Annotated in this window: 26 protein-coding genes and 1 pseudogene; 21 read left to right on the top strand and 6 right to left on the bottom strand. The window is 39.4% G+C overall.

The window, feature by feature from the left end:
• Positions 1 to 39: 39 nt before the first annotated feature.
• Positions 40 to 1,851 (bottom strand): oligoendopeptidase F, encoded by a 1,812-nt coding sequence (pepF, locus tag BBI08_RS01780; RefSeq protein WP_065528432.1) that lies wholly within the window; start codon positions 1,849 to 1,851, stop codon positions 40 to 42.
• 686 nt (positions 1,852 to 2,537) lie between these two features.
• Here pepF and BBI08_RS01785 point away from each other — a divergent pair.
• Together BBI08_RS01785 and BBI08_RS01790 are read left to right on the top strand one after the other, a co-directional pair.
• Complete coding sequence (locus tag BBI08_RS01785; RefSeq protein ID WP_008498644.1) at positions 2,538 to 3,017, top strand: PaaI family thioesterase; 480 nt, start codon at positions 2,538 to 2,540, stop codon at positions 3,015 to 3,017.
• A 29-nt stretch (positions 3,018 to 3,046) separates the two neighbouring features.
• Positions 3,047 to 3,253: a hypothetical protein gene (locus BBI08_RS01790; RefSeq protein ID WP_008498645.1), complete on the top strand. Its 207-nt coding sequence runs from the start codon at positions 3,047 to 3,049 to the stop codon at positions 3,251 to 3,253.
• A gap of 35 nt (positions 3,254 to 3,288) precedes the next feature.
• Here BBI08_RS01790 and BBI08_RS01795 read toward each other — a convergent pair whose 3' ends face one another.
• Positions 3,289 to 3,576: a hypothetical protein gene (locus BBI08_RS01795; protein WP_008498647.1), complete on the bottom strand. Its 288-nt coding sequence runs from the start codon at positions 3,574 to 3,576 to the stop codon at positions 3,289 to 3,291.
• Positions 3,577 to 3,705: 129 nt separating this feature from the next.
• Here BBI08_RS01795 and BBI08_RS01800 point away from each other — a divergent pair, with 129 nt between their 5' ends.
• From BBI08_RS01800 to BBI08_RS17235, 3 genes and pseudogenes are all read left to right on the top strand, one after another.
• Entirely contained in the window at positions 3,706 to 4,386 is a 681-nt protein-coding gene (locus BBI08_RS01800; protein WP_040851081.1) for a hypothetical protein, read from the top strand.
• A gap of 241 nt (positions 4,387 to 4,627) precedes the next feature.
• Positions 4,628 to 4,918 (top strand): annotated as a pseudogene (locus tag BBI08_RS17230) (catalase family peroxidase); the annotation flags it as partial.
• A gap of 147 nt (positions 4,919 to 5,065) precedes the next feature.
• Positions 5,066 to 5,398: a catalase gene (locus BBI08_RS17235; RefSeq protein WP_237146563.1), complete on the top strand. Its 333-nt coding sequence runs from the start codon at positions 5,066 to 5,068 to the stop codon at positions 5,396 to 5,398.
• A 417-nt stretch (positions 5,399 to 5,815) separates the two neighbouring features.
• Here the strand turns inward: BBI08_RS17235 and BBI08_RS01810 are convergent, their stop codons facing one another.
• Together BBI08_RS01810 and BBI08_RS01815 are read right to left on the bottom strand one after the other, a co-directional pair.
• The gene (locus tag BBI08_RS01810) at positions 5,816 to 7,300 is read right to left on the bottom strand and encodes a glycine betaine uptake BCCT transporter (protein WP_040851082.1); all 1,485 of its coding nucleotides are present in this window, start codon (positions 7,298 to 7,300) and stop codon (positions 5,816 to 5,818) included.
• Between the two features lie 90 nt (positions 7,301 to 7,390).
• Positions 7,391 to 7,951, bottom strand: coding sequence for an SLOG family protein (locus BBI08_RS01815; RefSeq protein ID WP_065528433.1), 561 nt, complete (start codon positions 7,949 to 7,951; stop codon positions 7,391 to 7,393).
• Between the two features lie 156 nt (positions 7,952 to 8,107).
• Here BBI08_RS01815 and BBI08_RS01820 point away from each other — a divergent pair, with 156 nt between their 5' ends.
• From BBI08_RS01820 to BBI08_RS01885, 14 genes are all read left to right on the top strand, one after another.
• Positions 8,108 to 9,106: a threonine ammonia-lyase gene (locus BBI08_RS01820; RefSeq protein ID WP_008498653.1), complete on the top strand. Its 999-nt coding sequence runs from the start codon at positions 8,108 to 8,110 to the stop codon at positions 9,104 to 9,106.
• Positions 9,107 to 9,134: 28 nt separating this feature from the next.
• Positions 9,135 to 9,287, top strand: coding sequence for a YfhE family protein (locus BBI08_RS01825; protein WP_065528434.1), 153 nt, complete (start codon positions 9,135 to 9,137; stop codon positions 9,285 to 9,287).
• A gap of 157 nt (positions 9,288 to 9,444) precedes the next feature.
• The gene (locus BBI08_RS01830) at positions 9,445 to 10,218 is read left to right on the top strand and encodes an SDR family oxidoreductase (protein WP_008498655.1); all 774 of its coding nucleotides are present in this window, start codon (positions 9,445 to 9,447) and stop codon (positions 10,216 to 10,218) included.
• Between the two features lie 31 nt (positions 10,219 to 10,249).
• Entirely contained in the window at positions 10,250 to 10,807 is a 558-nt protein-coding gene (locus BBI08_RS01835) for a TetR/AcrR family transcriptional regulator (RefSeq protein ID WP_008498656.1), read from the top strand.
• Between the two features lie 20 nt (positions 10,808 to 10,827).
• Complete coding sequence (locus BBI08_RS01840) at positions 10,828 to 11,250, top strand: acyl-CoA thioesterase (RefSeq protein ID WP_008498657.1); 423 nt, start codon at positions 10,828 to 10,830, stop codon at positions 11,248 to 11,250.
• Positions 11,240 to 13,006, top strand: coding sequence for an acyl-CoA dehydrogenase family protein (locus BBI08_RS01845; protein WP_065528435.1), 1,767 nt, complete (start codon positions 11,240 to 11,242; stop codon positions 13,004 to 13,006). Before BBI08_RS01840 ends, BBI08_RS01845 begins: the two co-directional genes overlap by 11 nt.
• 11 nt (positions 13,007 to 13,017) lie before the next feature.
• Complete coding sequence (locus BBI08_RS01850) at positions 13,018 to 13,992, top strand: quinone oxidoreductase family protein (RefSeq protein ID WP_008498658.1); 975 nt, start codon at positions 13,018 to 13,020, stop codon at positions 13,990 to 13,992.
• Positions 13,989 to 14,972 (top strand): MBL fold metallo-hydrolase, encoded by a 984-nt coding sequence (locus BBI08_RS01855; RefSeq protein ID WP_008498659.1) that lies wholly within the window; start codon positions 13,989 to 13,991, stop codon positions 14,970 to 14,972. The genes BBI08_RS01850 and BBI08_RS01855 overlap by 4 nt, the downstream gene beginning before the upstream one ends.
• Positions 14,973 to 14,984: 12 nt before the next feature.
• The gene (locus BBI08_RS01860; RefSeq protein ID WP_008498660.1) at positions 14,985 to 15,926 is read left to right on the top strand and encodes a ketopantoate reductase family protein; all 942 of its coding nucleotides are present in this window, start codon (positions 14,985 to 14,987) and stop codon (positions 15,924 to 15,926) included.
• Positions 15,927 to 16,090: 164 nt separating this feature from the next.
• A complete protein-coding gene (locus BBI08_RS01865; RefSeq protein ID WP_008498661.1) occupies positions 16,091 to 17,827 on the top strand; it encodes a carbon starvation CstA family protein in 1,737 nt (578 codons plus the stop codon).
• Between the two features lie 69 nt (positions 17,828 to 17,896).
• Complete coding sequence (locus tag BBI08_RS01870) at positions 17,897 to 18,160, top strand: cory-CC-star protein (RefSeq protein ID WP_006829350.1); 264 nt, start codon at positions 17,897 to 17,899, stop codon at positions 18,158 to 18,160.
• Positions 18,161 to 18,185: 25 nt separating this feature from the next.
• On the top strand, positions 18,186 to 19,118 hold the full coding sequence (locus BBI08_RS01875) for an ArsA family ATPase (RefSeq protein WP_008498662.1): 933 nt from the start codon (positions 18,186 to 18,188) through the stop codon (positions 19,116 to 19,118).
• 5 nt (positions 19,119 to 19,123) lie between these two features.
• Positions 19,124 to 20,104 carry a zinc-binding dehydrogenase gene (locus tag BBI08_RS01880; protein WP_008498663.1) on the top strand — a complete coding sequence of 327 codons (981 nt, stop codon included), beginning with the start codon at positions 19,124 to 19,126 and terminating at the stop codon, positions 20,102 to 20,104.
• A gap of 71 nt (positions 20,105 to 20,175) precedes the next feature.
• Positions 20,176 to 20,484, top strand: coding sequence for a DUF4870 domain-containing protein (locus tag BBI08_RS01885; RefSeq protein ID WP_008498664.1), 309 nt, complete (start codon positions 20,176 to 20,178; stop codon positions 20,482 to 20,484).
• Positions 20,485 to 20,506: 22 nt separating this feature from the next.
• Here the strand turns inward: BBI08_RS01885 and BBI08_RS01890 are convergent, their stop codons facing one another.
• Complete coding sequence (locus tag BBI08_RS01890; protein WP_040851091.1) at positions 20,507 to 20,950, bottom strand: YtoQ family protein; 444 nt, start codon at positions 20,948 to 20,950, stop codon at positions 20,507 to 20,509.
• A gap of 55 nt (positions 20,951 to 21,005) precedes the next feature.
• Entirely contained in the window at positions 21,006 to 21,227 is a 222-nt protein-coding gene (locus BBI08_RS01895; protein ID WP_008498666.1) for a hypothetical protein, read from the bottom strand.
• A 130-nt stretch (positions 21,228 to 21,357) separates the two neighbouring features.
• Between BBI08_RS01895 and BBI08_RS01900 the strand changes: the two genes are divergently transcribed.
• Together BBI08_RS01900 and BBI08_RS01905 are read left to right on the top strand one after the other, a co-directional pair.
• Positions 21,358 to 22,524 carry an exonuclease SbcCD subunit D gene (locus BBI08_RS01900; protein WP_008498667.1) on the top strand — a complete coding sequence of 389 codons (1,167 nt, stop codon included), beginning with the start codon at positions 21,358 to 21,360 and terminating at the stop codon, positions 22,522 to 22,524.
• Positions 22,521 to 25,613, top strand: a complete 3,093-nt coding sequence (locus BBI08_RS01905; RefSeq protein WP_065528436.1) for an AAA family ATPase — start codon at positions 22,521 to 22,523, stop codon at positions 25,611 to 25,613. The genes BBI08_RS01900 and BBI08_RS01905 overlap by 4 nt, the downstream gene beginning before the upstream one ends.
• Positions 25,614 to 25,682 lie beyond the last annotated feature (69 nt).

Raw genomic sequence — 25,682 nt, forward strand, 5'->3', positions numbered from 1 at the left:
TCTTAAGCCTGTCGGGACTACACAGCCGCTTACGCTTTTCTATTCAGCTTCGATTTCTTCTGTTAGTTTCACGAGTTCATCGATCAGTTCGCCGATATAAGCGATGGTGTCACGGAGCGGTTGTTCGGTCGTGATGTCGACGCCGGCCATTTGTGCTAGTTCGACTGGATTTTTAGTACCACCAGCTTTAAGAACTTCTAGCCATTCATCGACAGCAGGTTGTCCTTCTTTTAAAATGCGTTTAGATACTTGTGTGGAGATAGTTAAACCAGCACTGTACGTGTAAGGGTATAAGCCCATGTAATAATGCGGTTGGCGCATCCAAGTTAACTCCGCACCATCATTTATTTCGACAGTGTCTCCCCAGAAATCTTCTAATACCTTACGTTTGATCGAGTTCAAAATTCCGGCATTCACACTTTGTCCTGCATCAATGCGCTCGTAAACTTTACGCTGATAAGCGGCTTCAAGCAAATGAGTAACAAAGTTATGGTAATAAGTTCTGGCAACGATTGATGAAATGACCCAACGTTTAAATTTCGGATCCTCTGAGTTTTTCAATAAATGATTAGCAACGAGCATTTCATTCATTGTCGAAGGTGCTTCGATAAAGTAAAGAGACGGTCTTCCGTTAAAGATATTTTGTTCTTGATGTGCATGATAAAAATGTCCAGCGTGGCCAAGTTCGTGAGCTAGCACAAAGACCTCATTCATACGACCTGTCCAAGAAATTAAAATATAGGGATGATCTCCGTAAGGGCTTGAACAAAAAGCACCTGTTGATTTTCCTTTGTTTTGTGCAAAGTCAATCCATCTTTCAGAATAAGAACGATCAACCATTTCTAAGTAATCAGGTCCCATAATCGAAAGAGCATCATCAATATACTGTTTAGATTCAACTACTGTAATCTCAGGTTCATAGCTTGGATCTAAAGAAATTTTTAAGTCAGCAAAAGTCATTTGATCAAGACCATGAACTTTCTGTAATAATTTCGCGTATTTTCGCATGTGTGGAGCCAGTTCTGTTGTGATCAAATCAATTTGACGATCGTAAAGAGAACGGTCTACTTCTTGATTAAATAAAAGGAAGTCAAAAATACTGTCATAACCCCGCAAATCGGCAGTGGTTTTTTCCATCTGCAATTGCATATCATAAGTTTTGGCTGTTGTTTGTTGATACTCTTTTAATTTTTTAGAAAAAGCATCAAATGCTGCACGTCTGAGTTCTGTATTTGTTTCTGCTTCCCAGTCCCCTTCAAAAGAGCCATAGCTTAAAGGATACTTCTGGCCATTTACTTCAAAGTCTTCAAAATCGATATCGCCCATTTTCGTTGTATTATAAAGTCCATAAGGTGCGCTAAAAGTAGAAGAATAAGCGGCTAAACTTTTTTCAGCTTCTGGATGTAATTGATAAGGTTTTTTACGAAGTAATTTTTTTAAGAATATACGGAATTCCGTTGATTGTTCCATCGCTTGCTCGAGTGTTTCAGTTGGCAAAGCGAGAAGCTCGCTTGTGATAAAAGACAATTGACTCCCGATTTTAGCGGCAGTAGTTCCGAATTTACTCGCTTGTAATTGAGCTTCGTCATTGGTTTGATCTGTGCTTGCTGTTAAATTTGCATGAGTACTCAATAAAACCATTTTTTCCATAAACGTCATGTACGCTGTTAAGACCAGAGTAATTGTTTTGGTATCCATAATTGTGCCTTGAAAGTTTTTGTTTAAAGCTTCTGCTTGTTGTTCTATGTCTTCTAATTGTTGATTGAAGTCAGGTGAACTACTAATTAGACTGGATAAATCCCATGTTTCTTCGACAGGAACAGCTGAGCGTACAGGCAAACTTTTAACCAAATAAATCTCTCCTCTATATATTACGGATTTCGAACTAATTATTAGTATAATAGGCAATTGAAGAAATGTAAAAAAAATAATTAAGAATATAAAAAAAATTTAAAAAATAGGTTTAAGTCTATCATAAGGGTGGGTACTATATAAATACAAGGCGGAATTACCGTTGAAAGACACGACTGGATTCGATTCAGAATCGCCTTTTAACGAGAAACTGCACAGCCTTGGCGGGAAATTTGCTTTACTGACGATATTCACTCTTGTCAGGAACCATAGTTAATCGGGTTTCTATCCGGAAAGTGTTTCAAACAGTAAGTTGTAAGTTTTTTGTGGAAGTGCAATTGAAAGCCTGACTGCAGAACCAAAAATTCACTGAGAAGTAGATGTGAACCTAATTGCCTTATTGGCAAATGACAGTCAGCGTAACTAAACTGCAATGACGAGAGTTTCGTATTCGTCAGAGATTTTCAGTTTGTAGAAAGAATTTAATAAGATTTTCCGCGTGCAAAAAGTCTCTCAGGATTTTCGAGAGATGTAAAAAGGAAAAGGCATGATCTGATGAAAAGGATCATGCTTTTTTCTTTGGATTTTGAACTATCAGATTCTTTAGTGTAGTCTAGTTGTATAAGCTTTTATCAAAACGACTTTGCATTTAGATAACTTTTAATTTTATAAAAGGGGAATCAGTCATGGGAGAACATTCGGTAGTCGCTATACAAGACGAGTATGCAGAAGACTTTGCATGGTGTTATGGTTGCGGACGACTTAATAAGGAGGGACATCAATTTCGGACTGTCTGGAATGGCGAGGAAACGGTCACTTTGTATAAACCAAAAGAAGAGCACACAGCTATTCCAGGATTTGTTTATGGTGGTTTAATTGCCTCGTTAGTAGATTGTCATGGAACAGGGTCAGCTTCTTTAGCACTTCACCGAAAAAATGGTTTTGAACCAGGGAGTGGCGAAGCTCCACCGCGATTTGTTACCGCTTCTTTACATGTAGATTATTTAAAACCGACGCCTCAAGGCATCGAGCTGAAAGCGGTAGGAAAAGTCGAAGAAATTCATCCAAAGAAATTCAAAGTGAGAATAGAGGTTTACGCTGGCGATACACTTTGTGCAACAGGCGAAGTAACGGCGGTGGTTATGCCAGCTTCCTTTGCGAAATAATTTGAACAAAGTTAGAGAAGGAGTGCTTGATGATGGTAGAGAACAAAAACGAAGCAGAACAAGTTGAACATCCAGAAGCAGCAGAAGTGGTTGAACCTGAGCCGGAAATTGAACCTGTTAAAGAAGAGTCGAACTTCGATAAACTTTACAGCAATATTGCATCTAATCGATATGAAAACTTACGAACTAGCCATATTGAACAAAAAGCAAAAGAGTTGAGAAAACGAACAAAATAAAAGATCGAGTGTGTTAGCACTAGACCTTTACTTTTTTAAAGTTTTTCAATTTCTTCTGAAACAACAAAAGCCAAATCATCATTGCCAAAAAGCTGTAGAACGTCCAATAAGGTGTGATGGTCAATAGCTAATTCCTCTGCATCCGACTGCTCAATGGCATGAGTCAAAACGGGGCTTTGGAGTTGGCCTGGGTATGCACGCTGATATAGTTCAGCTGGGTCTAAGTTATAGTTTATACACCATTGAACAAAAAGCTGAACCATAATTTGCTCATCTTGTTGATATCTTTTGATGATATATTCATCTCGATTTTCATTATTCATGTCTAGAGCCACCACCATTAATAGTTTAATGATAAGTAGCATACCAAACAATTCGAGTTCCTGCATGGACTTCTGTCGATTTTTCCTCTAGAATAAAGCCATGGCAATGATAGTATCGGAGGGTTAATGATGAAATTACTTCAAGTAAGAAAAGGGCAATTTGTTTATTATCAAAATGAGTTACACAAGGTGTACTCTGTAAAACCATTGGCTAAAAAGTCAGTGTTAATGTTCCGTGTCAAAGATATGGAGCAAGTAGACTGCAAAGCGGAAGAAATTACACTTTACAAACCGAAGCATATGGACTCCTTCTTGTTTTTCGGATCTCGGTATACGTTACTTGAGAACCAACCAGCTGAAGAAGGCGGTTATATCTTAATCACGAAACCAGACCCGGATTATATGGATCATTATTCGTTGAATGAGTTCGAAAAAGTAGAGTCTGTTGAAGGAAACAATGTAATTACGACGCGTCAAAATACCGTGAAAGCAAAAGAGTTTCTCGTTATGTCTCCTGAAGAAGCAGCGGGCAGCAATGATATCATCTACCTTGATAAATCCAAAGTTTCAGCTGAACAGTTGGAGCAAGACGCTCAATTAGAAGAAGTGTTGCGTGAAAAGAGTGCAATTCGCCCTTCTATTGGAGATGTTTACTTGAATTTGGATAACACAGGTACTGCGATGATAGTAGCAATTGTTGAAGAAGAAGTAGTTCTTGGTACAGGAGATCGTCTTACTTTCCATCAATTGTACAAAGCGGATAACTGGAGTTACTTATACAACATCAATGATGGTGAATTTAGACAATAATAAGCAAAAGGCGACCTCTGGGGGTCGCCTTTTTTAGGTTAAACTTTTAAAATAACGATGTTAATATGGAGGAAATGTGTATGAATGACCATAAGAGGTGATGAAATGGATGAATTAGCAAAACAACGATTGATCGAATTGAAAAGGTTGTTTGACGTTCCAGCTGGGTACCCGCTGAGCTCATGCAAGAGGGAAGAGTTATCATGCTCGCTTTACCGCGACAGGATCAGCTAATCATTTAACTAAAGCGACGCATTTTCAAAAAGGAGAAAGCGAAGCCGTTGTACGTTTTTTGCATTTTTCTCCAGATCCAAAATGGACCGATGCGATGTCTCCGGTAAAAGGATTGGCTGTTCAATTCCTTTTACCCAATGGAAAAGTAACAAATATTGTAGGCGTCACCTCACCTATCTTCTTTGCTAAAACACCTGAAATTTTTAGTGAGATGCTCGGTGTTGTAAAGTCTTTTAAAAAAGGAAAACCTAGCTTTAAAGAGTTGGCAGGGTTGTTAGCGGATTATCCCGAAAGCTGAGCCGTGCTTACTAATATCCAGAAAATGCAAGATCCTTCTAGTTTTGCTACGGGTCAATATTATGCTATTCATGCCTTTTATTTTATTAATGAAGAGGGGCGACGACAACCCATTAAATATCTCTAGGAACCAGAAGAAGTAGATACCTTGTCTCCACTCGATGCAATTTTCTTGTCTTCAGGTACTTTTGAAAGGGAGATAGAAGAACGTGTCCCAAAAGGACCTGTAAAATTCCGATTGGATGTCATATTGGGTCAACCAGAAGATTCCACAGATGACCCGACAAAAGAATGGCCACAGGATCGAGAGAAACTGACTTTGGGAACTTTGACAATTATAGAAGCTGCAGAAAAAGCAGACCAAATTTTTTTTGATCCAACTCTTGTAACAGATGGAATTGAATGTTCAGAAGACCGGATATTACATTTTCGTCACCATGCCTATCAAATTTCACATGACTGGAGAACTTTAGAAACTTAAAAAGCACAGCCTGTGTGCAAGGGCATCAAAAAGGCGAGGTTAACAACTTCTTCTTCATCAACACTTTCGTGAAACCGAATTAGGGGCCGAGTGCATCATTATGCTGTACACGATAAGCTGGGACTCTTACCACACTCTCATCATCTAGTGGCACCCTGAGAAAAGATTTATGTACATTATTGGCCGTGGATAGAACTGCACTTAGTGAAGTAAAGGCTTGTTTTCAATTTGGTATATCGGACAAAAATGAGTCATTTTCATACAAGGCGTCTAATGATTCTTGAATGATTTTTTGGGTTTCTGTATGCATGTACAAAACACCTTTGAGTCTACCAGTTAGTTATTCTATACTCCAACCCTTTTGAGTTAAGCTATAAGAAAAGCCGTCTTCAGAATTTTTCCTGAAGACGGCTTTTCTTATTTTTTCATCATTTGTAGTTCTAGGTTCAGTGCTTTAACTAAAGCAAACAACATTAGAATGATAACAAAAGAGAACGGCAATGCTGCGATAATGATTGTATTTTGTACGGCTGCCAAACCACCTACTGATAATAAGATTGCAGCAATCATCGATTGAGCAACTCCCCATAAAATCTTGATTTGATTGCTTGGCAATAATGAGCCGCGTGTTGATTGCATTCCTAACACAAAAGTAGCTGAATCAGCCGATGTGATAAAGAATGTGCTGACGAGCAAAATGGCGATAATCGACATGACAAATCCAAAAGGTAGCTCGTTGAACATCGCAAATAAGGTTTGTTCAGTTGGGAAAGCAGTCAAGTCGATGCCACTTTTTTGTAGATTAATAGCGGTTGTTCCAAAAGTAGCAAACCAGATTGAGCCAAAAATTGTTGGCGCAATTACCACCCCTGTAAGAAACTCACGTATCGTACGGCCTTTTGAGATGCGAGCAATAAACATGCTGACAAAAGGTGCCCATGAAATCCACCATGCCCAGTAGAAGATAGTCCAGCCGTCTAACCAGCTGCGATTTTCCGCATCCAGTGGGGCAGATGTAAAACTCATGCTGATGAGGTTTTGGATATACTCTCCGAAAGTTTCAGTGAACATATTCAAGATTAAAAGGGTGGGTCCTAAAATCAAAACTAATACCAATAGAACAACGGCGACAATCATATTGATATTAGACAGGTATTTGATGCCCTTGTTTAGTCCTGACCATGCAGAAATGATGAATAGGATGGTGACAACTCCAATGATAATCATTTGCACCCAGTATTCTTGTGGTGCGCCGAACAGATAGGCGATTCCTCCATTAATTTGAGCAGCACCAAAGCCGAGTGAAGTTGCCACACCAAACACTGTTGCAAAAACAGCAAGAACATCAACGAGCGTCCCTAGTGGTCCATTCATTTTGTCTCCAAAAATCGGCTTCAGTGTGGAAGAAATTAAGGCAGGTTCTCCTTTTCTGAATTGGAAAAAGGCTAAAGATAAAGCGACCATTCCATACATTGTCCAGATGTGAATACCCCAATGAAAATAGGTTCGTTGTAATGATTCTTTAAACGCTGCATCGGTACCTGGTTCTGCTGTAGGTGGTTGAACAGCAAAATGAGATAACGGCTCAGAAGCACCATAGAAGACAAGACCGATACCCATTCCTGCAGAAAACAGCATAGAAATCCAACTAAATGTTGAAAATTCTGGGCGATCTGAGTCTTTCCCAAGACGGATTTTCCCATATGGACTGACTATGATGATGCCGACAAAAATCATCAAGATCCCCATAATCATTAAGTAATACCAACCGAATGCTGTATTAATATAGTTGCGAATACTGCCAGAAGCAGATTCAAATGTTTCAGGTGCAATGACTCCAAATGCGACAGTCAAGATGATTAGCGCAAATGTAATATAAAAGACTTTCGAAGCTTTTTTCATAGTTCCTCCTGGTAATAGTTTTTTAACATAGTTGTTAAGGTTACCTAAAAGAAGCTACGTAGTCAACCAAGGATGATGGTATATTCGTTATTAATAGTCCCATTCATTCATTTGTTCTTCTTCTGTCACAACCCGCAGATCATCCCCTGTTATGGTCAATACTTGATAGTCGCATTTCTCTGCATAACGCTCTGCTTCTTTTTTAATAAATTTAGGAGAGCCATCTGTTTCTTCGTCGTAAAGAATTAAGATGCCATCAGAGTTGCGTAAAAAAAACTTGTTTTTCTCGATAAATTGCCAAGGTGCTTCGTATGGTTTGCTCGTTAAGCTTCGATGGAAATCAGCATTTTCAACTATCATCCGGTAATTTTCCTGCTTGGTTTCGTTCCACTTTTTTTCTTGTTCAAGAAATGGTGTCAGCACTGCATATTTTAATTGAGGAAATTCTTCTTTCATATCGAGAACTACTTCTGCAGCCCAAGTTTCGACACCTAACTGTCCGCTTAAAATAACCCACTCTAACCCTTCATCTAACAAAGCGCGAAACCGGTTCTCTATCGCTTTTTTAATAAAGCGGATGCCTGGATTTTTTTCGTCGAATATGCCAAGTTCATGTTGTTTATAACCGGTAACTACCAGTCTTTTTAACAATTAACCCACCCCTTTCAACTCATACAATTTTAGTTTACAGGAAAGAGAATGGCTTTAATACTCACTTTAGTTTTCGGAATAATTAATTTAATTTGGTTAGACATGATAAGATATGGTGAATGTACCGGAATACTAAAAGTTAAAGGAGTAGATAGAGTGGTCCGTTTAAATGACGTAAAAAAAGCACACGAAAAAATTCAGCATAGTATCCATATGACGCCAATCATTACTTCGTCCCAATTAAATAAGCATTGTGAAATGGAAGTGTTTTTAAAAGCTGAGCATCTACAAAAAACGGGATCATTTAAAATACGAGGAGCGACAAATGCTGTGATGCGGGCAGTTGCAGAAGGTGCACGCTTTATCACAGCCGCTTCATCTGGAAATCATGGACAGGCTGTAGCTTATATTGCTGGTCAATTAGGTGTGCCGGCAGTAATTGTAGTGCCAGAGGATGCGAGCCGAGCTAAAGTAGAGGCCATTAAGGGGTATGGCGCAGAAATCGAATATTGTGGATTAACATCTGCTGAGCGAATACCTAGAGCTAAACAATGTGCCAAAGAAAGAAACGGTGTCTATATTCCTCCTTATGATGATTTGGCTGTGATCGCGGGACAAGGAACAATTGCGTTAGAAATTTTAGAGCAGTTGCCAAATATTGAGGTAATCGTCGCGCCGATCGGGGGAGGCGGGTTGATGAGTGGAATTTTATGCGCGGTCAAGAAATCGAAACCTGAAGTTCGTGTAGTAGGCGTTGAGCCAGAAAGTGCAAATGATACGTACCTATCGCTTCAAGATGGAGTAATTACGGCGATTTCAGGAACATCAACCATTGCAGACGGACTACGCACTTCGCAACCAGGGAATTTGACGTTCCCTATTATAAGCGAGCATTTAGATGAACTAGTCTTAGTTTCTGAAGAGGAAATAAAAGAGGCATTTCAATTTCTTTTAGAACGCACCAAGCAGTTAGTAGAACCATCAGGGGCGACGGCTCTTGCAGCTGTAATGGCCGGTAAAGTTGGGAAGCCAAATGAAAAAGTTGCTGTTGTTTTGTCTGGTGGAAATGTTGATCTCTATCAAATTTCGACACTCTTAAAAAACGAAATGTTTAACGATGAACTGAGCGGGAAAAAAGGCAGTAAAGAAGTATAGAGATAAAATCAGAAAGGGATTGGTGAAAATGAGTAAAGAAAAAGAACCGCATGAAAAATTGACAGATAAAGATTTAGATTTAACCTCTGCACAAGAAGTACATTACAGTGAAGATTTTAAAAAGGCGGATAAAGCAGCCAAAGAGGACGATCAACAAAAAAACAAAGATGATGATAAGTAAGAAACAAGCGGATTTATTACTCAGGTAATAAATCCGCTTGTTTTTTTGTCGTCTGCTTATTGCAATAAGAAATTGAAAGGGCTAACATGATGTTTAAGTATTCTGAACATACCGACTAGTTAGTATAAAGTAAAGTTAGTTATAAGGAGGAAGAAAAATGACTGTTATGAATTTATTTAAGTTAGATGGAAAGACTGCGATTATCACAGGGGGAGGCAGAGGACTTGGGGCAATGATGGCTGAAGCTTTTGCTGAAGCGGGCGCAAATATTGTCGTTTGTTCTCGAAAGATCGAAGCTTGCCAAGAAACGGCGAACAAGCTCGAGCAAATGGGTGTGAAGACTTTAGCATTAGCTTGTGACGTGACGAATGAAAGAGATGTAGAAAATGTGATTCAAAAAACGCTCGAAAAATTTGGATCAATTGATATTTTGGTGAATAATTCTGGTGCAACTTGGGGAGCGCCTGTTATTGATATGCCACTAGATGCGTGGAAAAAAGTAATGGATGTAAATGTAACGGGCACTTTCCTAATGAGTCGCGAAGTTGGAAAAACAATGATTGAACAAAACAGTGGGAAAATCATTAATATTGCATCGGTTGCCGGGTTGGGTGGAATTGATCCGACGTTGATGGACACCATTGGTTACAACACTAGCAAAGGTGCGGTCATCACTTTTACAAAAGATTTAGCTGCAAAATGGGGACAACATAATATTAATGTAAATGCGATAGCACCGGGCTTCTTTCCGACTAAAATGTCTAAAGCGGTAATGGAACGAGGTCAGGAAGGTTTGCTAGCCAAAACACCTTTGAATCGATTTGGAACAGAAGAAGATTTAAAAGGAACTGCTTTGTTTTTGGCATCTAAGGCATCGGATTACATAACGGGAGATGTCGTTGTCGTGGATGGTGGCATGCACGTTCTTTAATTGATAGGAAAACGAATGGCGGAGAATACTTATGAAAAACAAAATCAAGCAATTAAGCATCCTTCTATTTGAGAAAAAAGGTTTTACTGAAACCTCCATTCAAGATATTGTCGAATCGTTAGGGGTTACTAAAGGCACTTTTTACTATTACTTCGAGAGTAAAGAACAGTTATTAATGGATATTCATATGAGTTATATTGACCAACTATTAGAGCGGCAAAGAGCTATTCGGCAAGAACACCACAGCAGTCGTATGAAACTAGAACAAATTATCGCATTATTAATTGCAGATATTGCAAATCACGGACCAAGCGGCAAAGTGTTTTTTCGGGAAATGCGTCATCTAAGTGAAGACAATGCAGTAAAAGTAAAAAAGAAACGTGAAATATTCCGGAAAAACTTGGCGGAAATTATAAGTGAAGGAATCGCTCAAAAGGAATTCCGAGATAAACTTGAACCTGAAATGGTCGCTTTTGCTATTTTAGGTGTAACGAATTGGAGTTATCAATGGTTTAACCCTTCAGGTAAGATTTCAGCAGATCAATTAGCACGGATATATAGTGATTTAATTCTTAATGGCATTGCTTAATAAGGAAAGGGGGAAGAAAGATGGCGTTTGAAATTCCAGTGAAAGCGCGGTTTTGTGAAACAGATGCATTAGGTCACATAAGCAATATTAGTTACTTTATTTACTTAGAAGAAGCGCGCACTGATTTCTTTGCGAAGTTAGGGTTTGGAGGCGATATTAATAATTGGAACATCATTTTGGCGTCTATCAAATGTGATTTTGTTAAACAAGGACATTACAACCAACAATTAATCGTTCTGACAGAAGTGAGTCATATCGGAAATTCGAGTTTTCAACTTGTGCACGAAATTAAAGATGCAAAGAGTGGCGAATTGATTGCGAAAGGTGAAGCAAGTGCAGTGCAATTTAATTTTGATACACAAAAAAGTGAAGCTTTGTCTGATGATAAACGTCAGAAATTGGAAAAATATCTAGTTGTGGAGGAAAGCCATAGTGGAAACTAAAACTTCAGCCTATAAAGGTGCAGCTTTTCTATACCAAGCATCTGATAACTTTTTTACTCCAGAAGATTTTACGGAAGAACACCGATTGATTGCAAAAACAGCAAAACGTTTTTTAGAAAAAGAAGTGCGGCCAAATAATGAGGAAATTGAAAAACAAAATTTCGAATTGGTTCAAACTTTGTTTGAAAAAGCTGGCGAACTAGGATTACTTGGTCATAGTGTTCCAGAAGCCTATGGTGGTCTTGGTCTGGATAAAATTAGTAAAGGGTTAGTCGGAGAATCGCTTGGTTCAGCTGGGAGTTACGGGGTGGCGCATTCCAATCATACGTGTATAGCAACTTTGCCGATTACTTATTTTGGAACACTACAGCAAAAAGAAACGTACTTGCCAAAACTTGCTTCTGGAGAATTTATCGGAGCATATTGCCTGACAGAACCGGGAGCGGGTTCGGATGCGTTGTCTGCAAAGACGACAGCGAAACTCAATGAGGAAAAGACTCATTACGTATTAAATGGAACAAAAATGTTTATTACCAATGCGGATTTTGCAGATACATTTATCGTTTATGCAAAAGTAGATGGGACGGCTTTTACAGCATTTATCGTCGAAAAAAACCATCCGGGCTTATCACTTGGTCCCGAAGAACAGAAAATGGGCATTAAAGGGTCTTCGACGCGTGCAGTAATTTTTGAAGACTGCGAAGTGCCAGCAGAAAATTTACTTGGTGAAGTTGGCAAAGGGCATGTCATTGCGTTAAATGTCTTAAATTTAGGTCGCTATAATTTGGGTTCTGCTTGTATGGGTGCGGCAAAATACGGTTTGGAGCTTACATTAAAATATACAAGTGAGCGCCGTCAATTTGGAAAAGCGATTGCAGAATTTACAGCAACACAAGAAAAAATTGCTCATATGGCTCTTCGGGTTTATGCTACAGAATCGTTACAATACCGAACAGCCGGCTATCTTGAAAATGCATTAGGGGATCTTTACGATTCGCAAGATCATCATGAAATTGCGAATCAATTAATGGAATACGCAGTTGAATGCGCAGTTTGCAAAGTACACGGTTCGGAAACATTGGATTTTATAGTAGACGAAGCACTTCAATTACACGGTGGCTATGGGTTTATTAAAGAATACAAAATCGAACAAATGTATCGAGATTCACGAATTAACCGAATCTTCGAAGGCACTAACGAAGTAAACAGGTTATTAATCGTCGGAAACTTGCTGAAACAGACAGCCAAAGGGAAAGTTCCGTTGCAACAACTGACAGCATCCGCCGTGGAAGAATTGAAGACACCAGAATCTATAACTGATCATGTCCTTTCCAAAGAAATAGAAGCGGTACATGCAATTCGTCGTGTCTTTCTTTTTTGCATCGGAATTTGTTATGAAGCTTTTAGTGCCGAACTAGTAGAAGAACAGGAAGTCTTAATGGCATTAGCAGATATCGGAATCGAACTATATTCTTTGGAATCTGCTGTAATGAGAACAGCAAAAGCGCTCGAATCCGAAACAAAAGAGCAGCAAACACAAAAGAAATTAATGGCGCAAGCAATGACAGGTGATACATTGCTTAAAGTAGAAATGATTGCACGTAAAATACTGCAGGCTGCTTCTGGAGAAAATCAATTAGCACCTAACACGGCAGTTGTAACAAGTGAATTGAGTCGATTACAAAATAGTGGGCTAGATAAAGTGAAACGACAAATCGCCAAAAAATTATTGGAGGCAAACCAGTATATTTCTTAGGGGGAGTATTGATGAAAGTTATAAAATTCGAAGAGTTTGGTGGTCCTGATGTCTTGCAATTTGTAGAGGTTGAAAAACCGGATTTTGCTGACACAGAAGTTATTGTTGAAGTAAAAGCGATTGGCATCAATTATGCAGATACAGCTAGACGTGAAGGGAAATACGTCGTGCAAACCGAACTGCCTTATATTCCAGGGTCAGAAGTGGCAGGAATAATTGTCGCGAGCGGGAAAAATGTAGAGAATTTCAAAGCAGGGGATCGTGTTGTTGCATTGATCGGTTCTGCAGGATATGCAGAATTTGCTGCAGTCGATGAAAGTGTTTTGACCAAAATCCCAGAAGGAGTCGATTTTGATCAAGCTGTAGCACTGCCACTACAAGGATTGAGTGCTTATCATATATTAAAAACGATGGGGCGGATTCAAAAAGGAGAGACGGTGTTGATTCATGCTGCTGCAGGGGGAGTTGGCGCGATTGCCGTACAATTGGCAAGGATTTTTGGCGCTGAAACAATTATTGCGACAGCCAGTACGGAAGAGAAACTGTTTCATGCACAGAAAATGGGAGCAACTCATTTAGTCAACTACACAGAAGAAGGATGGGTCGACAAAGTCAAAAATATTACTGGTGGTAGAGGTGTAGATTTGGCACTGGAAATGGTCGGCGGTGAAGTGTTCAATAAAACATTAAAATGTTTAGCTCCTTTTGGTCGGGTTGTCGTTTTCGGTGCTGCTAGTGGAGAACAGTCTTCTTTTAGTCCTGGACAATTAATGCGGAAAAATCAGTCTGTTATTGGTTTTTTCCTGCCACAAATTATGCGGTATCCCGACTTGATCCAACAAAGCTTTGATGAGTTACTCGCTTATATGAAGAGCGGGGAATTGGTATTAACGATTGGTGGAGTTTATCCATTAGCAGAAGCTGCAAAAGCACATTATTCATTGCAGGGAAGAAAAACCATTGGGAAACTAGTGTTGAGACCATGACGCATATTTCCACAAACAAAGACCTTGATACTACAGCGTTGCTAAAGAAGCTAGGTGTCGAACTTGTCCGAATTGATTTACCTTTTCGTTTAAATCATGTGAATTGCTTTATAGCCGAACACGAGAGTGAATGGACAGTCATCGACGCGGGACTGAACAACAAACTTACGAGAGACTTATGGGAAGAAAAACTGAATGATAAAAAAATCACTGACATTTTGGTGACTCATTATCATCCAGATCATTTCGGTTACGTTGGTGGGTTGCAAGCAAAAACAGGAGCAAAAATTTGGATGTCAGAAACTGATGCCAAAGCGGGGATGAATGCTTGGGAACCTTCGTTTATCGATCAGATTCCAGCAAATTACCGCGCATCGGGAATTCCTGAAGAACAAGCTACACAAATGATTAGAAATACGGAAGAATTTAAACCACTTGTTTCACCTTTACCGAAGATTGGACAGTATTTAACAGAAAAAGATAGAGTGCAAGTGGGCAATTTTGAATACCAAGTGATCCATACGCCTGGACATTCGGACGGCATGATTTGCTTATACAATGAAGAGCAAAGCACGTTGTTTGCAACGGATCATATTTTACCGAAAATCACGCCTAACATTTCCTATTGGTTTCATGGGGATGCGAATCCTTTAGCATCTTATATAGAGTCGTTACACAAAATAAGAAAACTAGATGTGGAATTTGTTATTCCATCTCATGGAAAACCATTTTTTGGAGCAAATGAGCGGATTGATGAACTTTTAGCTCATCACGAAGAGCGACTAGGTGAGACATTAAAAACTATCAAAGAGCCGCTGACGGTTTACGAAGCATGCAATGAGTTGTTTCAACGACCATTAACTGTTCATGAAATGCGTTTCGCTGTTGGCGAAACATTATCCCATTTAGAATATTTACGTCATAAAAAAGAGTGCTCGCGTGAAATGATTGATGGAATTTGGCGATATGAAAAAGTTTAGAGGAGTGGACTTATGAAAGTTTTAGTGGTGGGTGCCGGAGCAATTGGTGGATATTTCGGAGGACGGTTACTCGAAAAAGGAGAAGACGTTACTTTTTTAGTAAGAGAACAAAGAAAAGAAAAGCTACAGCAAACAGGGTTAGAAATTAGGAGCAAAAATGGTGATCTTCAATTGACGCCGAAGTTAATCACAAAAAATGACGACAGTCAGCTATTTGATGTCATATTAATGTCAACGAAATCTTATCATCTTGAACATGCGATAAAAGATATTCAATCATTTGTCGGTCCAGAAACGATGATTTTACCTCTATTGAATGGCATAGCTCACGTAGAGACCTTAGTTGAGGCATTCGGAGAAGAACGCGTGATTGGCGGATTGTGCTTTGTAGAAACGACACTATCGGAAGATGGTGCAGTTGTTCAAACAAGTCCGGTCAATCAATTGGTGTACGGAGAACGGACCGGTGAAACAACGGAACGTATTGAAAAGTTAGAGGAATGCTTTAGCGGAACGAAAGCAGAATTTGTTAAGAGCGATAACATCAATCAGGACATGTGGCATAAATATTTGTTCATAACCGCAATGTCGGGTATTACTTCACTGATGGAGATGCCTATAGGACCAATCAGAGATCTTGAATCAGGACAGCGCACCATCCAGGCATTTCTAGAAGAATTGGTCGCTGTCATGGAAGAAATAGAGGCACCCATTCAACAAGGAATTGCTGAAATTCAGTTAAAACGAATTAATAGTATGGCGGCAGAGATGAAGTCGTCTATGCAGCGGGATGTTGAAAAACGACAGCCTACTGAATTTGAACATTTACAAGGCTATTTACTTACTCAAGCTAAAGAAGTATCGATTCCAGTTCCGATTTTGGAAACGATTTATACGAAATTAAAGTTGTATGAATTAAAAATAGCGATGAATAAACAAATGGAAAATGCGTAGCCTGCATTAATTTTTTTGGGTAAACTAATCACTTATTTAATGAGTTTTTTGAAAAGAAAAAAGAAATATTTGTCAGAACATTTACATTCTTTTGACAGTCATCTATGATGAACATACAAGCGCTTTCTAGCGCTTGTTTAAGATGAGAAAAAGGGGTTGGAAAAATGAATGCGATTGCATTAGCTGCTATTGGAATTTTTATTTTTATACTTGGTTACCGCTTTTATTCCAAATTTATAGCAGAAAGAATTTTTAAGCTGGATCCAAATTACGTTACACCTGCACATCGCTTTAAAGATGGTGTCGATTTTGTGCCTACCAATAAATTTGTATTGTGGGGTCATCATTTTACGTCAGTCGCTGGAGCTGCACCTATTTTAGGTCCAGCCATTGCTGTGTATTGGGGATGGTTACCAGCAGTATTATGGGTAGTACTGGGGACTGTGTTTGCAGCGGGTGTTCATGATTTTGGAACATTGGTGCTATCTGTTCGAAACAAAGGACAGTCAGTTGGAACACTTGCGCACCGTTTGATTGGGCAACGTGGAAAGGTATTGTTCTTGTTTATCATTTTAATATTAGTTTTAATGGTCAATGCAGTATTCGCATGGGTTATTGCAAAACTATTTATTTCTTATCCTGCTAGTGTGGTACCGGTATTTATCCAAATTCCTTTAGCGTTGTGGATTGGTCATGCTGTTTATAAGAAAAATAAGAAAATGCTTATTCCTTCAGTATTTGCTTTAGCGATCATGTACATAACTGCCATTGTCGCGAGCCAAGTGAGTTTTCTACAAATTGATCTTGTTCAATATATGGGTGGAGAAAACGGAACAGGGATATTCGGACTTGATCCAATTTCAACAGCGTTCTTTATTTGGATCATTGTTTTGATGATTTACGTTTATATCGCCTCTACGTTACCGGTTTGGAAATTACTACAACCGCGTGACTTTATCAACTCGCACCAATTAATTGTAGGACTTGGTATTTTGTATCTTGGGTTGTTATTCACGAACCCTGAGATCACGGCACCGATGACGAATCCAGATGCCGATATTTCTTGGTTCCCGTTATTGTTCATTACCATTGCTTGTGGAGCGATTTCCGGGTTCCACGGACTTGTTTCGTCTGGAACAACTTCAAAACAATTAGATAAAGAAACCGATGCTCGTTTTGTCGGTTATTTAGGGGCTGTCGGAGAAGGGGTTTTGGCATTAATTTCGATTATTGCTGTTATTACGTTATTCCCCGACCGTGAGTCGTTCTTTGCAACTTATAGTAGTTTCCAAGCTTCTAACGGAGCAGGTTTAGGTGCCTTTATCGAAGGTGCTACAAGTTTAGCACAAGGATTGATGATTCCAGCAGAAGTGGCTTCGACCATTGTTTCAATTATTGTTGTGTCATTTGCAGCGACAACTTTAGATACGTCGGTTCGATTAATGCGTTACATTATTTCAGAACTTGGAGTCGAATACAAAATTCCATCTCTTGAGAAAAAGCATGTGGCAACGACCATTGCGGTTGGAGCAAGTGCTGCACTTGTATTACTCCCTGAAGGACCAAACGGTTTTGGTTCAGGTGGATACTTGTTATGGCCATTATTCGGAACAGCCAATCAGTTGCTAGCCGGTATCAGTTTATTGCTGATTTCCATATGGCTGAAGAAACTTGGACGAAATTACATCATTACCATCGTCCCGATGATTTTCCTTATGTTCATGACGCTTTGGGCAATGTTCCAGCAAGTGTTCTTGCAATGGGCATGGTATGCAAAACAGCCAAGTATGTTGCTATTCATATTTGGAGCCATAATTTTTGTCTTTACACTATGGATCATCCTCACTGCAGTCCAAGCATTGTTGAATAAAACAGACCCTGATTTTTCAGGAGATGAATAAAATACAAAATGGGTAAGGGGTCATGAATTTTTGTGACCCCTTCCATTTATCTTAGAAAGAGGTGTCGATATGTTGGTGTTCGATAAATTAAAACAATTGATCGCTTTTTATGAGGCTGTCCTTGAATTGCCACATCGCACTGAAATTGCACGTGAACTACGAGATGAAGATGATCTCTTTTTACTCATGCTTTATTCGGAAATGTTGGGGATTCCCAACCCGGTCTACTATTACACGCTGGAATTGTATCCGTATATGATTGAAGAATTTCATGATTGGCATTTACGCATGGGTATGGATAAATCACCTTTAACCGGCATACGATGCTGTTAGTTTTGTTTAGGAATGAGGAGAAAACATGGATGTACTAGCCAAGAGTATTATTTTTGTAGGTGGAAAAGGTGGTGTTGGGAAATCGACATCAGCTGCAGCGATTGCTTGGAGATCTGCTAAAGAAGGGCATAAAACTTTGTTGATCTCAACAGACCCTGCCCATAATGTAGGAGATATTTTTAACGAAAAAATCGGTGGTAAAACAAAAGAGATTGCTGATAATTTATATGCACTTGAAATTGATCCGGAAATTGAAACGGATAATTATATTAAAACTGTAAAAGCTAATATTAAAGGAACCGTTCATTCGAGCATGATGGAAGAAGTAAATCGACAATTGGATACAGCAAAAGCTTCTCCAGGTGCAGACGAAGCAGCGTTATTTGATAAGCTCATTCACATCATTTTAGAAGAGCGTCAGAATTTTGATAAATTAGTGTTCGATACGGCTCCGACCGGTCATACAATTCGGTTGTTAACATTGCCGGAATTAATGGGTGTTTGGATTGATGGTTTGCTTGAGAAACGGCGCAAAACCAATGAAAATTACTCCCAGCTATTAAATGACGGGGAGCCAAGAGAAGATCCAATCTATGATGTGTTAAGAGAACGTCAGGAGCGATTTTCCAAAGCGCGGGACCTTTTGCTAAATGAAAAAGAAACAGGGTTTATCTTTGTGCTAAACCCTGAACGACTTCCTATTTTGGAAACAAAAAAAGCTCTGGAGTTGTTGCATAATTATCAACTTCATGTCAAAACACTCATTATTAATAAAGTGTTACCAGAAGAAGCGGATGGCGAGTTTCTAATGGAGCGGAAAAAACATGAAAAGAAATACATGCATCAAATAGAAGAAACGTTTTCTACTCAAAAGCTAGTATACGTACCGCTATTTTCACAGGATATTATTAGCAAAAAACAACTGGAGTTATTTAGTGAATATTTTAAGGAGGGATGACTGAAATGAAAGCATTTGTAATGGAATCCGGTGAATGGAAGATAAAAGATATAGAAGAGCCGAAAGTGAAATCGGGAGAAGTGTTGGTGTCATTAAAAGCGGCAGGCATAAACCGCAGAGACTTAGGTTTAATAAAACGCTATGGAAAAAATCCAGAAGCACTCATCGTTGGATCAGACGGAGCAGGTGTAGTGGAGGCAGTTGGAGAAGATGTAGTCGACTTTGCTTATGGGGACGAAGTTATTATTAATCCGGCATTACGCTGGTACAAAAACAGCGAAGCACCACCTGCAGAATTTGATATTTTAGGAATGCCGGATCATGGAACTTTTGCAGAGAAAATTGCGATCTCCGTTGAGCAATTAGAGAAAAAACCTGCTCATATGAGCTGGGAAGAAGCGGGAAGTTTAGCTTTACCTGCACTAACTGGATATCGAGCTTTGTTTACTAAAGGACGATTGAAAAAAGGAGAAACTTTGTTTATCCCAGGTGCTGGGAGCGGAGTTGCCACGTTTCTCATTCAATTTGCGAAAAACTGTGGAGCACGTGTAATTGTCACTTCACGCAGTGAAGAAAAGCGTGAATACGCTAAGAAAATTGGGGCTGATGTGGCCATTCCAACAGATAGTGATTGGGTAAAAGAGCTTGAAGGTGAAACGATTGATCTGGTCATCGACAGTGTGGGGGAGGCTACTTTTAATCGTTCACTTGATGTCTTGAAAAAAGGCGGTCGAATTGTTATTTTCGGTGCTACTACAGACGATATTGTTGATTTCAATCTACGCAAATTCTTTTACGGACAATACCAGTTGTTTGGTTCAACTATGGGCAGTCGAGAAGAGTTAAGAAACATGTTGAAGCATATGGAAGCTCACAATGTGCGACCAATCGTAGATAAAACATTTTCATTGGATAGAGCGCAAGATGCGTTTGATCATTTAGCGTCAGGCAATCAATTTGGTAAAGTTGTTCTACGTATTAATTAATACAAAGTGAAACTTTCCGGACAGTCAATCGTATATAGAGGATAAGAAAGAATTGACTGGAGGTTTATAGGATGGAGAACACAGGTTTTAAAGTACTTGTCCATGCCAGTGCATTTTTTGCACCATTTCTTGTCCCTGTCATTGTGTTTTTAATTTCAGAAGACAAAGAACTTAAAAAGCTATCAATTCAAGCATTACTGTTCCAACTAGTAATAGGAGCATTGCTCTTCATTTCCAGCTGGCTAGTTATTTTCCTAATCGGCATTCCGATGCTAATCGTCTTTGGACTGATGGGCGTCATCGTACCAATCATGGGAATTATCAAAGCCCTCAACAACGAATATTTCGACTACCCAATAGTCGGAAGCTGGTACCAATAAAAAAAGCCCCTCGGGGCTTTTTTTATTGCTCAAGAATATAAGATAAAGCTTTGATTGCTTGGTCGCATGTTTCTACAGTAGCACTCGCTTTTCGAGACAATTCTTTTAACGGATGATGTAATTTTTCAGGGCGAATGATAATGACCGGCTTACCTGAAGCAAGCGCTGTGCTAGCATCCATTGCCGTGTTCCACTGCTTGTACTGCTCACCAAATAGCGCGATCACCAAATCGGCTTTGTGCATCAGAACGCCGGTACGCAAATTATTGAAGCTTGAAGCTGCATGGTCTTTAGCGATTGCATCAGATTGTTCACCAAGAATGTCTTCACCAATATTATCTGAACGTTCGTGAATTTCCATCGGTCCTACAAAATCGATTGGCAAATCCAATGCAGCCGACTTTTTCTTGATTTCTTCGCGCCACGCACTATGAATTTCTCCAGCAAGATAAACAGTTAATCTCATCATGTCACCCTCCACAAGATATTTCTTCAAGTGTATCATAATGGTGGGGCTATGCTTATATGATGTGGCGCTCTCTATGGATAACGGGCATCACTGAAAGCACATTATCCATTTTGAAAGTGCGTTTCTTGTGACGAAGAAAGCAATAGGCTTGAAACGAATCTCCTGTGATCGATAAAATTTTAACACGACGCTTGCTAATGCTGCCATCTTTTGCGATGTACATCATATCGATTAGCTGTTGGTAACTAAAAGCCTTTTGAATTTGTACTTTCATGAGTAACCCTCCTTGTAATAAGAACGTTTGTTCTTATTATAGAACGAAAGACCGATTAAAACAAGCATTGCATCTCGTGTATAATGGAACGAACATATATTCTTTTGCAACAAACGAAAGGGGTAATTTGATGAAGTTTTTTCACACTGCCGACTGGCATTTAGGTAAGCTCGTGCAAGGTATTTACATGACAGAAGATCAGCAATTTGTGCTAGCGCAATTTATAGATGCAATTAAAGAGGAAAAACCTGACGCCATCATTATTGCTGGCGATCTTTATGACCGAGCAGTTCCTCCAACAGACGCTGTCAATTTACTTGACGAGTTACTGGCAGAAATTGTGTTGGAACTGAAAACGCCCGTCCTATCAGTAGTAGGAAATCATGATAGTCCAGGGAGATTGAATTTCGGTAGCCGTCTAATGAAAGGCAACGGGATTCATATCGCAGGTCATGTTCATAAAAATCACCAAGCGGTTGTCTTAAATGATCAATTTGGGGAAGTTCATTTTCATTTGATCCCTTATGCCGACCCTTCGATGGTCCGTTATGAATTTGAAGATGATACGATTCGCACACACAATGAAGCCATGAAGGCCATTACGGAAAATATTAAATCTACCTATAATCCACAGGCGCGTCACGTGTTTGTTGGCCATGCCTTCGTGACGCCTCATGGTGAGCAAGAAGAAAATACGAGCGATTCGGAACGACCATTATCGATTGGTGGAGCAGAACATGTGGATGCTCATCATTTCAATGGATTTCATTACACAGCGCTTGGCCATTTGCATAAAGCCCATTATGTGTTGAATGAAACCATTCGTTATTCGGGATCTCCTTTAAAATATTCAATCTCAGAGGAACATCATAAAAAAGGATTTCACATTGTTGAACTAGACGCACAAGGCGAAGTAACTGTAGAAAAGCGCTTATTTTCGCCAAAACGCAATATGCGTACAGTTGAAGGGACTATTGATGAAATCTTAAGTCATGAAATTAGCGATGATTACGTTTTTGTCACGTTATTGGATGATGCACCGGTGCTATTTCCAATGGAAAAAGTACGTTCCGTGTATCCAAACGCTATGCATGTTGGACGTAAAAATTTCGCAGGGAGCATGTTGCAAAGCGAGACGGGATCACGACGGAAAATGGATTCTTTGTCGTTATTCCATTCTTTTTATGAAGAAGTGAAAGGTGAAAAAGCGACAGAAGAAACAATCGATATTTTTAAAGATGTACTTGATGAATTTTTGCGTGAGGAACCGGCTATAAAAGAAGAGGTGAAGTCATGAGACCGTTAAAATTGAAAATGACTGCATTCGGTCCTTATAAAAATACCGAAGAAATTGATTTTGCTGATTTGCAAGGAAATCAATTATTTGTTATTTCGGGCAGTACAGGCGCTGGAAAAACTACTATCTTTGATGGGATTTGCTTCGCTTTATACGGTTCTGCTAGCGGTTCTGACCGAAGTGAATCACGTATATTGAGAAGTGATTTTGCGGATGACACAACGCATACGGCAGTCGAAATGGAATTTGAAATTCACGGAAAAAACTACCGTGTACTGCGCCAAATGAGTCATGTGAAAAAAGGCAATAAAAGCCCGACCGGAGAGCGCTTTGAATTTTTTGAGGTAACAGCAGAAGGCGAAAAACCTGCAGTGGAACGCCAAATTGTTTCGGAAATCAATCGTCGCATTGAAGAAATTGTTGGTTTGACACAAAATCAATTCAGCCAAATTGTGATGTTGCCACAAGGTGAATTCCGTAAACTTTTGACATCGGAAACTGACAATAAAGAAGAGATTCTTCGGAAAATATTCAAAACAGAACCATATAAACTGATCAGCGAACGATTAAAGCAAAAGAAAGATGCGGCAGAGAAAATATTTGACCGTGAGCATCACAAGTTGACTATTCATCTTCAACGGATTAGCTCTTCCTTACCAGAACGACAATCGGAACTTTTTGAAGTGTTGAGCCGCGACCATAAAAACATTAACCAAATACTTGATGGGCTTGAAAAAGAGACGGCTTATTATAAAGAGAAAATCAGCGTAGATGAGCAAAAGTACGAGAAGGCTTATCAGCTTCATGCGGACAAAATGACGGCTTATCACGAGGCGAAAAAGTGGAATGACCGTTTCGAGGAACTCCAAACGAAAAATGACCAACTTGACCAGCTTGTACAACGTCAGTCGGAATATGCAGAAAAGGAAACAGCTTTGCAATCGGCAGAAAGAGCGAGTTATATCGCCAATATTGAAAGCTTAGTCATTGAATTACGTAACAATGAAATCGACAAAAACAAATTGCTAAAAGAGGCTATCTATCAGCAAGAACAAGCAGAACAGACAAAGCAAATAGCAGAACAGACATTTCATGCGCAACAGGATCTTCAGAGTGAGCGTGACAAGTTAAGCGAGCGGCTTATATATTTGGGAAATTTATTGCCAACGATACAAGAGATATCTGTGAAAAAACAACAATTAGTACAGCTCGAGGAAACCTCAAAACAATCGGCAGGTCGGTTAAAGCAAGCAGAGAAAGAATTCAGCGAACAAAAAAGTCAAAAACAACAGCTGGATAAAAAAATCACGGAGTTAGAAAAAATTCTGGATTCCTCTGATGAAATGCAACAAGAGTTAACCGTCGTAACTGAAAAATCTCGTGTACTAAACGACTATGTTTTATTGAAAGAGAAAAAACAGCAGTTGCAAGCTACACAAGAAGAAAAAAAGGTAGAATTCGAAGAAATAGCCACTTCTTATCGGCAATTAGAAACTCAATGGTTTGCCAACCAAGCGCATGTACTTGCCGGTCAATTGCATGCCGGGGATGCATGTCCTGTCTGTGGAAGTACCGAACACCCTGGAGCAAATTTGATAGACCCAGAGCAGGTTGTAACGAAAGAGCAAGTGGAAGTGGCGAAATTTGGCTTTGATCAAGTGGATGGAGAATATCGAAATGTGTCAGCGAAACTGACTGCTGTAGAAGAGCAACAGGAAAACAAAGCGCGGGAATTAACGAAACTAAAACTAGAAGTTGAACAAGTCGAAAAAGTCTCGACCGAATTAGAGCAAAGAAAACGTCAGTTAACTAAAGAGATAAAAGAACAGCAGGCCCGTAAACTTGAGGTGCGAAAATGGAAAGAGCAAGCAGCTAGTTGTTATGAGAAAATGGAACAACTAGAGCAAAGTAAGCAAAACTTAGCAGCAGAAGTGCAGCAGCATAGTTCCTCTTATCAAACAGCTGCAGCAGTTTTTGAAAATGAATTGGCTGCAGTTCCAGAAGAACTTCGTGAGCTGCCTGTCTTGAAACAGCAATTGCAACAAGTAACCTTACAAAAACAACAGTACGAGCAAAATTGGAAAGCTGCCCAAGAACAATTTCAGAATTCGAAAGAACAGTTGGCTAGTGCGGAAGTATCTGTCCGTCATGCTACAAATACAGCTAAAGAAGTAGAAGAAAAGAGAGCCAACGCTCAGCAACAATTTGTTCAAGCTCTGGAAAAGTCATCATTTGAATCTGAACAAGCTTATCAGCAAGCAAAAATGACAGAAGCAGCATTTATCACTTTGAAAAAAGATATTCAACAGTTCAATCAGCATCGCCATACGTTAACGCAACAAGTAACCGAACTAAAAGAATTGCTAGCGGACAAAAAATTGAAAGATTTGAGTCAAGCGGAAATCGAGTTATCCGAACTTAAAGCGAATTATGAAAGTGCTTTTGCAGAACAGAATCGTTCTCGAGATTTCGAGAAGATAGGTAATGAGTTAATCGATAGCATTCAAAGTGTGATAGAAAAAGCGCTTGAAGCAGAGAAAAATCTCAATCGAATTGCGGATCTGTATAATATGATTCGAGGGCAAAATGGTTTAAAGATTTCGTTTGAACGCTATTTGCAAATCGAGTATTTGGAACAAATCATCTTATCTGCAAATGAACGGTTAAAAAATTTATCAAATGGTCAATTTTATTTGATTCGCAGCGACCGACAAGAAGCGCGAGGCAAACAAAGTGGTCTTGGGTTAGACGTCTATGATGCATATACCGGACAGACGCGTGATGTTAAAACCATGTCAGGTGGAGAGAAATTTAATGCGTCGCTCTGCTTAGCACTCGGTATGGCAGACGTGATTCAAAGCTTTCAAGGAAATGTCTCAATCGATACAATGTTTATCGATGAAGGGTTCGGATCGCTCGACGAAGAGTCACTCAACAAATCGATTGAAACCTTGATTGATTTACAGAAATCTGGGCGGATGATTGGTGTTATTTCACATGTACAAGAACTAAAAGCCGCAATTCCTGCGATATTGCAAGTTGAAAAATCAAGAGAAGGTTATAGTCGGACGAAGTTTCTCATCAAATAAAGCGCGGCAGTAAGGGCATATGTGTTTGAAGTGCTTGGGAAAAGTGAATAATAGAAGTAAGAGATTACA

It is taken from the genome of Planococcus halocryophilus, assembly GCF_001687585.2.
Lineage (GTDB): Bacteria > Bacillota > Bacilli > Bacillales_A > Planococcaceae > Planococcus > Planococcus halocryophilus.